Genomic DNA, 14,642 nt, shown 5'->3' with positions numbered 1-14,642 from the left:
CTTCGAGCTATCTTCCTAGCCAAGCCGCGCCCCTTACGCCACTTGCATCGCCATATTTTGCGGGTTGTATTGGTGTTTCAAATTGTTCTGAAAATACATATTTTTTAATGCGTTTAGGAACCTCGATATACAGATCACGAAGATTGCTTAGTCCTCCTCCAAGAACAATTGCATTGGGGTCTAAGACGTTAACGACTTGGGCTAAAGCATACGCTAATCCTTCGTAGTAACGTTCAAATGCATCTTTAATCTGTGTGTCTTCAGTACTTAGCTTTAAAAGTTCTTGTACTGAAGAGGCCTCCGCTCCGGTTGTTTCTATAGTGCGTCTAACGAATGCTGGGCCGCTGAGATAGGTTTCTATGCAATGTGTTTTTCCGCAATAGCATTGGGCAGCATTAGAATTAGTTTGCAGAGGTGCTGGCATGACGTTATGACCCCATTCTCCTGTAATCGCATTTGGGCCTACCAGAATGTGTTGATTGATGCAGATTCCACCACCCACTCCAGTTCCGAGTATTACACCAAAAACACAGGTTTGATCTTTCGCTGCTCCATCTGATGCTTCGCTGAGCGTGAAACAATCAGCATCATTTGCTAAAGCGACAGGTCGACCAATGCTACACTCGAGGTCTTGTTTAAGGTTGTTGCCAATTAGCCAGGTTGAGTTAGCGTTTTGCACCAAGCCTGAAGTTGGCGATATGCTGCCAGGGATCCCTATTCCTATCGTGCACCTCTGTCCGAGTGATTTCTCTGCTTCGAGGATAAGTGAGGAGAGATTGGTCAATGTTTTTGTGTAATCGCCTTGTGGGCTCGCAACGCGCTTGTTGTAGACGGCCTTGTTATCAGCGTTTAATACCATGATTTCGGTTTTTGTTCCGCCTAGGTCAATTCCTAAGTGCATTTACGCGCTCCGTTAGCATTGTGTTCGTTGTTGCTGACAAACCTGATGCTATTAATTGTTTGGCCGCAAAACCGTTAATGTCGTTAATCTCGGTTTTCTTTCCTTGCCGGACGTCTTGAAGGGTAGAGCTGATATTCGCAGCGGTCGTTTCACAAACAGATAAGATCATTTCGACTATATCGGTTTTAGTCAGTTCTAACTTATAGATATTTGAAAGTCCGCTCAACTCGTCAATCAGTGAAGGCCAATACTGTTGGAAACTTTGAGTTGATCGTATTTGGCCGTTGGAACAATTCTCGATCGCAGTGAACGCGTTAATGCCGCAATTGATGAGTAATTTACGCTGCAAAGTAGATTTAATATTGTGCTTATAGTCTGCGTGAGAGCTTATTTTTGCTAGTGATGACGGCCAGTCATCATGTTGTGAAGCGTGCTTATTTAAAGGGCCGCAATGGGTTGTACCTTCACCAGCTAGAACGAGTCTATTTGGCTTCTCTATATTGGCGCCACTAGTAGTACTTGCTGCGTAGATAGGGCGATGCTGAATCCCTTCAACGATCTCATGTTGGCTTCCCATCCCATTTTGGAAAAGAACGAAAGGAATAGCTTTCAGTAGATTAGTGTCCAGAGCATGTGCTGTTGAACAAGCAGCATGACTTTTGGTGCAGATTAATACTGCTTCGATGTAGAGCTTAGTTTCTTTGAGTGTCTGTAGATTGTGCTGGCGAACAGTTAGCTCATTGGTAACTTGTTGATCTTGAACAGTAATGTTGATCGTTTTACTGGTTCCATTCGGTCTGGTATCGAGAAAAACGCAGTTGTCCGCACCCAGTTTATAGGCCCACATTTGACCTATGGCACCGGCACCAACAATTGCGATCATCGTGCTGACAGAATCTACTAAAACGAGGTAAACCGCATCGAATTACATCGATGCGATTTTTTCCATTTGCTCGCTTAGCGTCGCTAAGCTTTGTTCGGCTGCAGCAAGCTTTTCTTTTTCTTTTTCTACAACGTCAGCAGGCGCGTTGGCGACGAATTTTTCATTGCCAAGTTTTCCTTGTAAGCGTTTGATTTCTCCTTCCGCTTTACCTGCTTCTTTCTTCAAGCGCGCAAGCTCCGCTTCAACGTTAATCAAGCCTGCCATTGGTACAAGTACTTCCATTTTGCCAACCAACTGTGTTGCGCACATTGGCAGTTCTTCGCCATCAACCCAATCTAAGGATTCAAGTTTGGCGAGTGATTTGATTAGTGCGCCATTTTCTTCGAAACGGCGTTTATCTTCGTCGTTGCCGTTATGGATCAACGCTGGTATTGCTTTGGCTGGAGAGATGTCCATTTCGCCGCGAATATTACGCAAACCAACGATGACACCTTTGACCCAATCAATATCAGCAATGGTTGCTTCGTCGATCTTGCTTTGATCACAAACAGGATAGGCTTGCGTCATGATGGTTTCGCCAGATTTTCCAGCAAGTGGCGCAATGCGCTGCCAAATTTCTTCTGTAATATATGGCATGAATGGGTGTGACAAGCGCAAGATTGCTTCAAGTACACGAACGAGAGTGCGGCGCGTACCAGCAAGAAGCTCAGCAGAGCTATTCTCGTCATTTAAGATCGGCTTAGAAAGCTCAAGATACCAGTCACAGTATTCATTCCAAATAAAGTCGTAAAGCGTTTGTGATGCGAGATCTAAACGGAATTCACTAACGGCTTTTTCAATAGTCGCTTCAGTTTGTTGAAGGCGAGAGATGATCCACTTGTCTGCGATACTTAACTCGTAATTATCATGATTCTGCGCGCAATCGTGCTCTTCTGTATTCATTAGAACATAACGTGCAGCATTCCAAATCTTGTTACAGAAGTTACGGTAGCCTTCTAAGCGCTTCATGTCCCAATTGATGTCGCGGCCAGTTGAAGCGAGTGAGTATAGGGTGAATCGCAATGCGTCAGTGCCGTGCGCTGAAATACCATCCGCGAAAGTTTTTCGCGTGCGCTTCTCGATTTTTTGAGCAAGCTGCGGCTGCATCATGTTACCAGTGCGTTTTTCGACGAGTGACTCTAAATCGATGCCATCAATCATGTCGAGAGGGTCTAGTACGTTACCCTTAGACTTTGACATTTTGTCGCCGTTTTCATCGCGAATAAGGCCGGTAACGTACACATATTTAAATGGTACTTGCGCTTTGCCATCGTCATCTTTGATGAAATGCATTGTCATCATGATCATTCTAGCGACCCAGAAGAAAATAATGTCAAAACCGGTGACTAGTACATCTGTTGGATGGAAGGTCTTTAAGCGCTCAGTTGCTTCAGGCCAGCCAAGTGTGCCGAATGTCCAAAGTGCTGATGAGAACCATGTGTCTAGAACATCTTCATCTTGTGATAAGGCTACATCATCAGAAATGTTGTTATGCGCACGCGCTTCTTCTTCTGTGCGTGCAACATAGACATTACCTTCATTGTCATACCATGCTGGAATACGGTGTCCCCACCATAGCTGGCGTGAGATACACCAGTCTTGAATGTCGCGCATCCATGAGAAGTACATGTTTTCGTATTGCTTAGGTACGAATTGAATGTCGCCATCTTCTACAGCTTTAATCGCTGGCTCAGCTAGCGGGCCGGCACGAACGAACCACTGATCGGTAAGCAGCGGCTCTATCACGACGCCAGATCGGTCGCCATAAGGAATTGTTAGCGTGTGGTCGTCGATCTTGTCTAATAATCGAGCTTCGTCAAAAGCAGCAACGATTGCTTTTCGCGCAGCGAAACGCTCGAGACCTTGGAATTCGCTAGGAATTGTTACGTCAATGTGGGTGATGGCTTGGCCTGACATATCATACACTTCTGCTTGATCAAGAATTTCACCGTTCTTGTTCATGACATTGATCATTGGAAGCGAGCATCGCTTGCCGACCTCATTATCGTTAAAGTCGTGTGCAGGAGTAATCTTTACGCAGCCTGTGCCTTTTTCCATGTCTGCATGTTCGTCTCCGACAATCGGGATGCGACGACCGACTAATGGAAGAATGATTTCTTTTCCGATCAACGCTTTGTAGCGAGGGTCTTCAGGGTTTACCGCAACACCTGTATCCCCAAGCATCGTTTCGGGTCGAGTGGTAGCAACAACGATGTAATCTTTGCCTTCGCTTGTTGTTTCACCGTCTGCAAGTGGATACCGAAGATGCCACATATTGCCCTGTTTTTCTTTGTTCTCGACTTCCAGATCAGAAATAGCGGTGTGTAGTTTTGGGTCCCAGTTAACAAGGCGCTTGCCGCGATAAATAAGATCGTCTTTGTACAAACGAACAAATACTTCTTGAACAGCTTTATAGAAGCCGTCATCCATCGTAAAGCGTTCGTGATCCCAATCGACAGAGGCTCCTAGACGACGAAGTTGACGTGTGATGGTGCCACCTGATTCTTCCTTCCATTCCCAAATTTTATCGAGAAATGCTTCACGACCTAGATCGTGTCGAGTTTTATCTTCTTCAGCGGCTAATTTTCTCTCAACAACCATTTGAGTCGCGATACCCGCGTGGTCAGTACCAACTTGCCATAGCGTGTTGTTGCCTTTCATTCGATGATAGCGAATTAAGGCATCCATGATGCTGTCTTGAAACGCGTGCCCCATGTGGAGGCTGCCAGTGACGTTCGGTGGGGGGATCATGATTGAATATGGCGTGCCTTCACCACTTGGTTTGAAGAAGCCTTCGTCTTCCCATTTTTGATACCAAGTTTGTTCAATTTCACTAGGTTGGTAGGTTTTATCCATCGTTGTGTTTCACTACTTTTTTGGCGTTGATTTTAGAAAGAGGCGCATTATATATCTGCGGGGGCAAACAAGGTAGTTATGTTCCCAATTAACGACGTAAGTCGTGCGTATTTATGTCTTCGCCGTTAGATTTAAGTTGCTTGAACAAGGCTCGTGCAGATTCCAGTTGCTTCTGGTCATTACGAACTATGAACATTCGTCGTTTCATCTGAGGTTCTTCGGCTAACTTGGTCGGGCCAAGGTATACGCAAATGTTTGTATCTGTTGCTTTGAATGAAGGATCATTCGCGCCCTGCGATGACGCAATAGCTATGGGGTAACTTGGGCTTGGGGATACTGATTGCTGATGCGGAAGAAAAGAGCTTTCTCGATAAGACCAGAGCAGCTCGTCAAGACTTTTAGCATCGATGTCGCTTTCACACACAAATAATATAGTTTGATTTGCTGCGATGGCTTTTTCAGCGATCCGACAAGCTATGCTTGCCAGATCACTAAATGCATTCCCTTTGGAAATATAAATGTCGGTTTGTTTGTGCATTTATTTTGCGTGATTCATTAAGTAATTCAGTAGCAAAGGAACCGGTCGGCCTGTTGCGCCCTTGTTGGCGCCGGAAGTCCATGCAGTTCCAGCAATGTCTAGGTGTGCCCATGTGTATTTTTTGGCGAATTTAGACAAGAAGCAAGCGGCTGTGATACTGCCAGCGCCTTTTCCTCCAATATTTTGCATGTCGGCAAATGGGCTGTCTAATTGCTTATGGTATTCATCCCAGATTGGCAGTTGCCAAGCTTTATCATTTGCTTCTTGGCCACACTGTAATAGCGTTTCAGCGAACTCATCATTATTGCTCATTACGGCGCTAGTAGAGTGGCCAAGTGCAATAATGCATGCGCCCGTCAGCGTCGCAATATCAATAACTGATTTGGGTTTGAATTTCTCAACGTAGGTGAGTGCATCACAAAGAACGAGTCGTCCTTCTGCGTCCGTATTAAGAATTTCAACAGTTTGACCTGATGCGGTTGTAACGATATCTCCCGGTTTTGATGCGTTGCCCGCAGGCATATTCTCTGCAGCGGCGATTACGCCGATAATATTCTTTTTTGGAGCAAGTTCGGCTATTGCGCGCATTGTACCGAGCACGCTGGCTGCGCCGCACATGTCATACTTCATCTCGTCCATTGCTGGGCCAGGTTTTAAGCTGATACCGCCCGTATCGAACGTAATGCCTTTACCAACCAGTACGTGAGGCGCAGATTTAGCTGCGCCGCCTTTGTATTCTAAAACAATCAGCTTTCCTGGCTCAGTACTGCCTTTGCTCACCGATAAGAAAGCACCCATATTGAGCTTTTCCATGTCTTTTTCTTCAAGAACTTTGCAGGACAAAGAGTTGAATTCTTTCGCCATTTCTTTTGCAACTTTTGCGAGGTAGCTTGGTGTCGCGACATTTCCGGGCTCATTTCCTAGGTCACGTGTGAGCGCCATACCAATTGATTTGGCTTGAGAATAACTAAGGGCTTTTTTGACTCCATTTTGTTCTTTTTTATCGCAAACAAAGGTGAGCTGTGTTGGTGTTGGTTTCTTTGATTTTTCAGATTTGTATGTTTCGAAGCGATAGCTTGCACTAGCGATTGAAGAGCTAAATGCCTCTGCAGCTTCAGCGGTGTGTTCCGCAAGGTCAGAGATGCCAAGGGTAATAGTCTTTGGCGTATATGCGAGGATATCTTTAGTTGCTGATGCCGCTGCTTTTAATATTGACGCTTTATTAAGGGCTTTTTGCTCGCCCAGCCCAACAACAATTATTTGCTTCGAATTTGCGTCAAGAGAAGTGATTGTAATTGATGAGCCAAGCTCACTTTTGAAACCAAGGTTTTTGATAGATTTGCTTAAGCTTTGTTTAGTGGCTGTATCTAGGTCACTCGCTTGTTGCCCTAATGCCGATTTCTGGAAGCTAAATATGCAAGTAATATCGCTTTTAATTTCACTTAACTTGCGGATTGACGCGTTGTATTTCATTATTCCCACCTAAATTTCTTATTTCTAACTCTAGTTTAAGAGACGAATTACGCTTTGACTATTCGATTGTGCTGACTAGCTTTTAGAGTAGTACGTAAAGCGATATTTCTCGGGGTTTTCTTTGATTATTTTTTCATATTTGGCGAGACAAGTGTTGGGATCAATGCTTGCGGTCACATTTATCCTTTTGCTCATTTTTATGAGTGGCCGTTTTATTAAGTATTTATCGCAAGCTGCCGTCGGGAATATTTCTGCTGATATTTTGTTTTTAGTCATGGCATTTCGCTTGCCAGGTTTTTTAGAGTTGATTCTTCCTCTAGGGCTTTTTATGGGAATCCTCTTGGCGTACGGACGTATGTACATGGAAAGTGAGATGACTGTCCTGCATGCCTGTGGTTACAGCCAAAATAAGTTGCTTGCTTCGACTTGGGTAATCTCTGGCTTTGTTGCATTGAGTGTTGGTCTATTAACTTTGTACGTGTCGCCTGCGGGCATGGCCAAGGTAGAAAAGTTGTTTGCTGAACAAGCAAGTAAAACAGCGTTCGAGTTGCTTGTTCCGGGGCGCTTTCAGAATCTGAATATCGGAAATCGTATTACTTATGCGGGAGCATTGAGTGATGATAAGCAGACAATGTTTGATGTATTTATCGCCGAGTCTTCTGAGGATGATGCCGAGCGGCTCAACATATTGTATGCAGAAAAGGGTGTTCAGAGCGTAGATGCTGAAACCGGAGATCGATATCTTGTGCTTCACAACGGTAAACAATATCAAGGGGCTCCAGGTAATCACGACTATAGAGAGTTGTCGTTTGATACCTATGGAGTTCTTATCGCATCGCAGAGTAGCGAGCTTCGCAGAGTTAAGGAGGAAGCAATTCCGACACAAGCTCTGATTAGATCTGAGTCGAATGAGTATAGGTCTATTTTATATTGGCGTATATCGCTCGTTATCTTGATTCCAGTGGTGGCGATGATTGCTGTTGCGGTGTGCAAAGTTAACCCTAGACAAGGCAGGTATCTCCATTTGGTGCCGGCGATGCTGCTCTATATTCTTTATTTAGGTTTACTTATACTTGCTAAGAAAAAAGGTGGGGAGGGCGATCTAGATCCGCTAATCGCATTTGGTGTTGTTCACATCATGTTTATATGTGCGGCAATAGCATTATTTTATCGAGAACGTTTGAGTGTTCTAGTAAGAGATAAATTTGGTCATGGTGGCGCCTCATGAAGCTAATTGATCGATATGTAGCGCAGGCTGTGATGACATCGACCTTGGTCGTTATGTTTGTCGTCCTCAGCCTAGATGTGGTGTTTGGATTTATTGCTGAGACCGAAGATATAAAAAATGACTACCAACTTTTAGATGTTGCTTTATACATTCTTTTGACCCTTCCCAGACGAATTTATGATTACCTTCCTCTTGGTGCATTCATGGGATGCCTAATAGGGTTGGGGGCTTTGGCAAAGAATAGTGAACTGACTGTTGTTCGAGCAGCAGGAGTTTCGCTGGCCCGCATTATTGGTTCGGCAATTAAACCAGTGCTTTTATTAATTATTTTTGGCGCTCTTTTAGGTGAGTTTGTTGCTCCGACTACTGAGAAATTAGCGCAGAGTGATAAAGCGCTCAAACAAGGGGCTCAATCAAGCATCGTCTACGGACAAGGGCTTTGGCATAAAGAAGGTGATGCGTTTATTCATATCAATGCCGTTGAACCAAATGGCGCGTTGCATGGTGTATCCATAAATACTTATGACGACGATAAAAGACTCATCATGAGTGAGTTTGCGGCCAAGGCTTTGTTTCACGAGCGTCAATGGAGTCTATTGGATGTAAAGAGGAGTTATTTTGGAGAGAGCAACATTACTGTCGCCCAAGAAGATGTTTCTTCTTGGGAAACTGAATTGACCCCAGAGTTGCTGAGTATACTAATCGTTAAGCCAGACAACTTGTCTATGAGTGGCTTGTTTTCATATGCGAAATATTTGAATGAGCAAGACTTAGATGGAGGAGTGTATGTCCTGTCGTTTTGGAAAAAAGCTCTCCAGCCGCTAACGACTTTATCTTTGGTTTTAGTGGCGATTTCTTTTGTATTTGGGCCGTTAAGAAGTGTCGCTATGGGGACTAGAGTCTTTGTCGGCTTAATCGTTGGTCTGACTTTTAAGTATGTTCAAGATTTGTTAGGACCTGCGAGTATGGTATTCGGATTTGAGCCGATTGTAGCAACGGTTCTACCAATATTGGCGTGCGTTACTTTTGGTGTGCTAATGATCAAGAGAGCAAGCTAGATCGATTAAAAAACGCCCATTGAAAAATTTTGTGAATTAAGTTAGTGTGACGAATAATAATAAATAAAAGTTACTTGCTCGAAAGTATGTGTTGTATTTCGAGGGAACTAAGTTCTACTCGGAGATAAGTAATGAACACGTTTAATAGGCTCAGTTTAGTTGTTGCAATTGGTGCAATTTCTAATGGGGCAAACGCTGAGTTCATAAAGTTAGAAGATCAAGATTTGCAAAACGTTACTGGTCAAGCTGGATTGACTATTGACGTCGAGGCACGCTATGAGATTGGCGAGTTTGCGTATAAAGATGCTGGTTTTCTATTACTGCAAGGCATTCGAATGGGGGGGCATGATTTGCATGATCCTTCCTCCTCTCAATACTTCATGGACAACCTTCGTTTAGAGATTGATGTTGCTGGCGATGGCTCAAGCCCTGGCGACAATGTTCTGGACTATGGTTTTTCTAAAATGCGTGACTACGCACAGCTATATGTCGATGCAGGCAATATAGATACTCGATTTCAAGACGTGGCAAATGGCTATGACTCTGAGAGAGATCTTGCTATCGACGATAAGAAAACTTATCAAGACGGTGACTTGGTTATTCACTTCGATATAACTGACCCTTGGCAAGTTGAGGGCGGCCAAGCGGCTTTCATAGCAAATAATCGATACGAAACTGACGATTACGATACTTTTGAGTTAATGACTGAGCACGCAGTTGATTTTGCGTTTGAAATTGACGCAATCGGGATAGCTAGAAGTGATTACACAATAGGTAATGCAGGTTTAGACATTAATGCTAACCATTCGACTGGTGTGCACGAAGGCGAAGATGGGACTACTACCTTAATTAGTAACCTTAAGATGAAGGGATACCTTGGTCCTGAGGATTTACATATATCGAACAACGGCAATGGTTTTGGTGCTGAAGACCTGAATGGTGATGGAGATATAGATTCATTTGAGGCTTCCCAAGGAACCGGTATTGGTGACGCGAATTCTAAGATAACATGGAGTGCTTACTTCATGATTACCGATATGGAAGTTTATCTTGATATCGCCGGCATACAGATCAAGGATATGTCGATTCATAACAAGCGTGGTGACTTAAGCGGGCTTGACGGAACTTCGTCATTTTACTTTGCTCACTCTATCAGAGAAATCTACGCTGTAAGGGAATCTGTACTAAAATTACGAAACAATACGGTTGAATTTGTTGATGGTATTGCCCTAAATACTAGCTTTAAAGGCGATATGGATATTAAACACTTGTCGTTTGGCGATACTGATATCTCGATAGGTGAGCTGTATTGGACGGATATTGAATCTCACACGCGTTGGACAATTTCAGCACACTAGAAATATATATAGACTACTATTTAAACCCGCTTCGAGCGGGTTTTTTGTTTTTAGGACTTTTATTTTGGACATTCTTGTATTTCTTAATGCATTAACAGCATTAGTTGTGATCATCGACCCCATAGGTGTTGCTTTGATTTTTAACGCTTTGGTAGAAGGAAAGTCTGAAAGAGAAAGAATAAGAGTGGCCTTCAAGGCAATAGTAATTAGTATGCTACTTTTGATTCTCTTTGCTCTATACGGGCAAGAATTGTTAGGTCAGCTAGGTATTAATATTCAATCGTTGCGAATAGCTGGTGGATTACTATTGTTTTACACTGCTTTTAATATGATAACTCAGGACGTCGATTTTGCGAGTCTTGACGGACGAGGGGATATTGCTGTGTTTCCAATGTCTGTTCCCTTAATAGCTGGGCCAGGGTCTCTGACAATGGTCGTTTTGCTGTATTCGGGAGCAAGTACTCTAGATGCTAAATTAGCGGTGTTTAGTGCAGTGATAGTCGTAGGATGCATCTCATTTATTTCATTATGCTTGGCTAGCCCAGTCAAAAAATTAATAGGTCGGACTGGTGATGAGGTGCTAAGACGCTTTCTCGGCGTATTGCTTGCCGCACTTGCTATTCAGTTTATAGCAGACGGAATTATTGCGTTTTCTGCAATGATTTAGTTGGAATGAATGGTTGCTTTAACAGGCGATAAAAACCCTTGCAATTTTCATTAGTCATTTCATTTGAACCTATTGAGTAGTGCCGTCCGAGTGAACTTTCGGACTTATAGGTGCCAAATAATCTATCCCAAAACACGACACTAAATCCAAAGTTTTGGTCGTGATCTGCATGATGAATGCTGTGGTGTACTCGATGAATACTGGGCGTAATTAATATTTTTCGCAATACGTTTTCAGTTCTTGGTGTAAAGCGAATATTTGAATGATTGAATAATGCGAAAGCGTTGAGAGCTATTTCGAATATGACAATAGCTGCGAAGGGAATACCGAATACTAGGACGACGGTCGATTTTATTAGGGTTGATAGAAGCAGTTCAAAAGGGTGGAACCTAAGTGCGCTGCTTGCGTTTAAAGATGGATCGCTATGATGAACTCGATGTAGTTTCCATAGAATAGGCACTCTGTGGAAAACTCTGTGCTGCCAGTAAATAATAAAATCCAAAATGATTACCGACACAATAACAATTATGGCAAGTTGGTTATTGTTGTCGCTGATTAGATAAAAAATGCCTATCTGCCAACTTTCATTCAGCAGAGCGATGTTGGCAGCCAGCACAACGGGGACTATTTGAAGGGCAAGGCTCGTTAATCCTGTTAAGGATATGTTTTCGACAAAATGTCTTGGGTTATTTTTACCAGATTGACGTGCGGGGATTAGATGTTCAATAAGAGACAAAGACATAAGACATAATCCAAAAACGGATAGTCTTATGATGCTCTGATATTGTTCAATAACGCTTGAAAGTACTTCCATTAGTTATGTATAGATTTCACCTGGCTCGTAACTGATGTTGGGAATGAATATTTGACGATGCGCTTGAATACGCCCCAATACTGCCTCCCGAAGCTACCGGTATTGTATGGAATTCCGTGTTCTCTGCAAATTTCTTGCACTTTAGGAGCCATTTCTTGGTATCTAGGTGCTGGAATATCAGGGAACAGGTGGTGTTCAACCTGATAGCTTAAATGGCCAGTGAGGATATGGAAAAGTTTAGAGCCTTCAATATTGGACGAGCCTAGAATCTGGCGATAATACCATTGGCCTTTTGATTCGTTTTTGGTCGATTCCTCATCGAATGTTTGTGCTTCTTCGGTGAAATGGCCACAGAATATGATAGTCGCGGTCCATAGGTTGCGTAAAATATTTGCGATAATCGCGCAACATAATACTGGCAATGCGACAGGCCAGAATATGAGCGGAAAGAGGATATAGTCTTTGAGGATTTGCTTCCCGGCTTTCTTAAAAAATGCATTTCTTAAATCAAGTCTTGATATTGGGAGTTTACTGTTTTCTTTTTTCTTTCCAATGAATATGCGTTCACCTGCTAGCTCGTGATACGCAACGCCCCATTCAAACAGTAGGCTTAGGTTTAAATAGGTTATGATCTGATAAAGGTTTTTGGGGCGCCATTTCAAATCATCGCTCAGGCGCAAAAGACCGTAACCAAAGTCTCTGTCCTTGCCGATGATATTTGTATAAGTATGGTGCTCATAATTGTGGTACCTACGCCATGAATCGCTATCTCCAGCGTTATCCCAGTCGAATCGTTTAGAGTTTGTAATCGGATCGTGCATCCAGTCATATTGACCGTGCATTATGTTGTGCCCGATTTCCATGTTGTCGAGAATCTTTGAGAGAGCTAAGCCAAGCACAGATAAAATCGCTATCGACCACATTAGATAGCCATCAAAAAATAAGAATGCACATGCAATTCCAATACGGCTGACAATATCGAGCAACCTCTGAAAACCAATAAGTTTCCGAATATAGTTGGCGTCTTCGGTCCCGACTTTTTTAAATGTTTGTTCTCTTAATTCTTCAAACTGCTTTTCTAAAACATCAAATTGGATTTGTTGTGTCATTCGACTCTCTCCTGAATCTCTATCTCCAAATCGCTTTCTGCAAAGCTGCAACAAATTTGTATTTTTTCTCCGTGCTCTCGATGAGTTTGATCCGTTAATACGTTTTTCACCGATCCGCTTAATAAAGTTGCCGAGCATTGGTGGCACGCTCCTGCCCGACATCCAAAAACGGGTTTGTGGCCAGCGCTTTCGAGTGAATCTAATATGGGCTCATTGCCAATGCTGGTTGCCGTTGCGTTTTTATTCACTGTGATTGTATGTTCAGATGTGCTGCCAGAAATCTTAGGTATAACGAAGGTCTCGGAGTATATTGATGGAAGCGTTTGATTAAGCTTTTTGGCGCGTTGCTGAAGTAAATTTCCGGCAGTCTGTATGAAGCCAATTGGTCCGCAGATATAAGCATCCGAAACGGATTTTTCCGATAGCGCGTGCTCCAAGTGTTTGTCGCTAATTCTGTTATTAATCTCAGTGTCGATTATTTTCAGATCTAAACCATTCTCTGCTAACAAGCGTAATGATTTCGTTGCTGGGGATTGTACATTCCCTCTCCGGTACCATATTGCTTTATGTTTTGTTAATTCTTCTCTTGGTGATGATTTCAGCATTGAAAGGATTGGCGAGATTCCGCTGCCAGCGGCAAGGAATAACTGCATCGCCGATGATGAGTTATCGCTGATAACGAAGCTTCCTTGAGCTTTCGCAATATTAATCATATCTCCGGCTTTTAATTCGTCAGCGATAAAACTCGTAACCGTACCATCTGGAATTTTCTTGATGTAGAACTCGACAACTTTATTTTCATATAAGTCTTTAGGGGTTGAAGCAGCACTGAAGGTTCTTGTGAGAAATCGACCATTTATCTCAAACGAAAGCTGGAAGTGTTGACCCGGTTTGAAAGCCAATTTTTCTATGTGGCTGACCTTTAGGCGAAGGGATATGCATTCGTCGTCTAACGTTTCACAGAAAAGTACTTTTGCTGGAGCAAGCTTTCGCTTGTAGTTAGGAGATAGCAGTTGCCTGATTGGGGTAAGGTAATGCGCTAGTTGTTCGGTTTGTTTTGACGAAAATGTTCTTAACATATCAAATCGACTTTAGTTGCTAACATTTGTTAGCTTAAATATTATCGATTCTAATATTTCATGTCTAGCTTATACTTACTATTTTTATCTTGGAGCGTCTAATGGAACGTTGGGCATTAGCAAATGTATGTCTGCATTGGATCATCGCTAGTCTTTTGATAGCACTTTTCTTTCTAGGCGATTACATGGTCGCGCTGGATTATTATGATCCTTGGTATCAGTCAGCGCCTTTCTGGCATAAGTCATTTGGCTTGTTGGTAGTCGTCTTAATGTTGGCAAGAGTGGCTGCGCGAATTTACTGGACTCGTCCTAAGCGCATTGAACCTTCTAAGTTCGAGATGGTGGTAACACGTCTTGTGCATGTTTTCTTTTATGTTGCCGTGCTCGCTATTTGCTTGTCGGGCTACTTGATATCGACAGCGGACGGACGTCCTGTTAGTTTCTTTGGACTGATTGATGTTGTGTCGTTAGGTGAGTTTGTACCTAATCAGGAAGACGTCGCTGGGTTGTGGCATGAGCGTATTGTTGATGCAGTTCTAATTGTTGCGATCATCCATGCCGTTGCCGCATTGAAGCATCACTTTGTAAATCGAGATTCAGTCCTAAAGCGTATGCTTTGGATCAAGTCCTAACATCTGA

The 14,642-nt window shown here is 43.1% G+C and carries 13 protein-coding genes; 5 read left to right on the top strand and 8 right to left on the bottom strand.

From position 1 onward, the window contains the following. Window positions 1-7: 7 nt before the first annotated feature. The 5 genes from A3738_RS13985 to A3738_RS13965 all read right to left on the bottom strand — a co-directional run bounded on the left by A3738_RS13985 (window position 8) and on the right by A3738_RS13965 (window position 6,690). Window positions 8-901 carry an ROK family protein gene (locus tag A3738_RS13985; protein WP_068479417.1) on the bottom strand — a complete coding sequence of 298 codons (894 nt, stop codon included), beginning with the start codon at window positions 899-901 and terminating at the stop codon, window positions 8-10. Beyond that, entirely contained in the window at window positions 885-1,784 is a 900-nt protein-coding gene (locus A3738_RS13980; protein ID WP_068479419.1) for a ketopantoate reductase family protein, read from the bottom strand. Before A3738_RS13980 ends, A3738_RS13985 begins: the two co-directional genes overlap by 17 nt. A gap of 42 nt (window positions 1,785-1,826) precedes the next feature. Next, window positions 1,827-4,679 carry a valine--tRNA ligase gene (locus tag A3738_RS13975; RefSeq protein WP_068479421.1) on the bottom strand — a complete coding sequence of 951 codons (2,853 nt, stop codon included), beginning with the start codon at window positions 4,677-4,679 and terminating at the stop codon, window positions 1,827-1,829. 88 nt (window positions 4,680-4,767) lie between these two features. Next, complete coding sequence (locus A3738_RS13970; RefSeq protein ID WP_068479423.1) at window positions 4,768-5,217, bottom strand: DNA polymerase III subunit chi; 450 nt, start codon at window positions 5,215-5,217, stop codon at window positions 4,768-4,770. Continuing rightward, window positions 5,218-6,690, bottom strand: a complete 1,473-nt coding sequence (locus A3738_RS13965; protein ID WP_068479425.1) for a leucyl aminopeptidase — start codon at window positions 6,688-6,690, stop codon at window positions 5,218-5,220. Window positions 6,691-6,811: 121 nt separating this feature from the next. Here A3738_RS13965 and lptF point away from each other — a divergent pair, with 121 nt between their 5' ends. The 4 genes from lptF to A3738_RS13945 all read left to right on the top strand — a co-directional run bounded on the left by lptF (window position 6,812) and on the right by A3738_RS13945 (window position 11,001). Then, the gene (gene lptF, locus A3738_RS13960) at window positions 6,812-7,918 is read left to right on the top strand and encodes an LPS export ABC transporter permease LptF (RefSeq protein ID WP_231876652.1); all 1,107 of its coding nucleotides are present in this window, start codon (window positions 6,812-6,814) and stop codon (window positions 7,916-7,918) included. Beyond that, window positions 7,915-8,976, top strand: a complete 1,062-nt coding sequence (gene lptG, locus A3738_RS13955; RefSeq protein WP_068479429.1) for an LPS export ABC transporter permease LptG — start codon at window positions 7,915-7,917, stop codon at window positions 8,974-8,976. The genes lptF and lptG overlap by 4 nt, the downstream gene beginning before the upstream one ends. A gap of 131 nt (window positions 8,977-9,107) precedes the next feature. After that, the gene (locus tag A3738_RS13950) at window positions 9,108-10,334 is read left to right on the top strand and encodes a DUF6160 family protein (protein WP_068479431.1); all 1,227 of its coding nucleotides are present in this window, start codon (window positions 9,108-9,110) and stop codon (window positions 10,332-10,334) included. 64 nt (window positions 10,335-10,398) lie between these two features. Continuing rightward, window positions 10,399-11,001, top strand: coding sequence for a MarC family protein (locus tag A3738_RS13945; RefSeq protein ID WP_068479433.1), 603 nt, complete (start codon window positions 10,399-10,401; stop codon window positions 10,999-11,001). Here A3738_RS13945 and A3738_RS13940 read toward each other — a convergent pair. The 3 genes from A3738_RS13940 to A3738_RS13930 all read right to left on the bottom strand — a co-directional run bounded on the left by A3738_RS13940 (window position 10,976) and on the right by A3738_RS13930 (window position 14,003). Continuing rightward, on the bottom strand, window positions 10,976-11,743 hold the full coding sequence (locus tag A3738_RS13940; RefSeq protein ID WP_068479446.1) for a sterol desaturase family protein: 768 nt from the start codon (window positions 11,741-11,743) through the stop codon (window positions 10,976-10,978). The two genes, A3738_RS13945 and A3738_RS13940, sit on opposite strands and share 26 nt — an antisense overlap. 71 nt (window positions 11,744-11,814) lie before the next feature. After that, a complete protein-coding gene (locus A3738_RS13935; RefSeq protein WP_068479436.1) occupies window positions 11,815-12,924 on the bottom strand; it encodes an acyl-CoA desaturase in 1,110 nt (369 codons plus the stop codon). Further along, window positions 12,921-14,003 (bottom strand): flavin reductase family protein, encoded by a 1,083-nt coding sequence (locus A3738_RS13930; protein WP_068479438.1) that lies wholly within the window; start codon window positions 14,001-14,003, stop codon window positions 12,921-12,923. The genes A3738_RS13935 and A3738_RS13930 overlap by 4 nt, the downstream gene beginning before the upstream one ends. Before the next feature lie 101 nt (window positions 14,004-14,104). On the opposite strand from A3738_RS13930, the gene A3738_RS13925 reads away from it, so the two are divergent. Continuing rightward, entirely contained in the window at window positions 14,105-14,635 is a 531-nt protein-coding gene (locus A3738_RS13925) for a cytochrome b (protein ID WP_068479440.1), read from the top strand. Window positions 14,636-14,642 lie beyond the last annotated feature (7 nt).

The organism is Oleiphilus sp. HI0066 (genome assembly GCF_001635725.1).
Note: the sequence above shows the minus strand (reverse complement) of the source record. Positions and strands in the feature narration are given on the sequence as shown.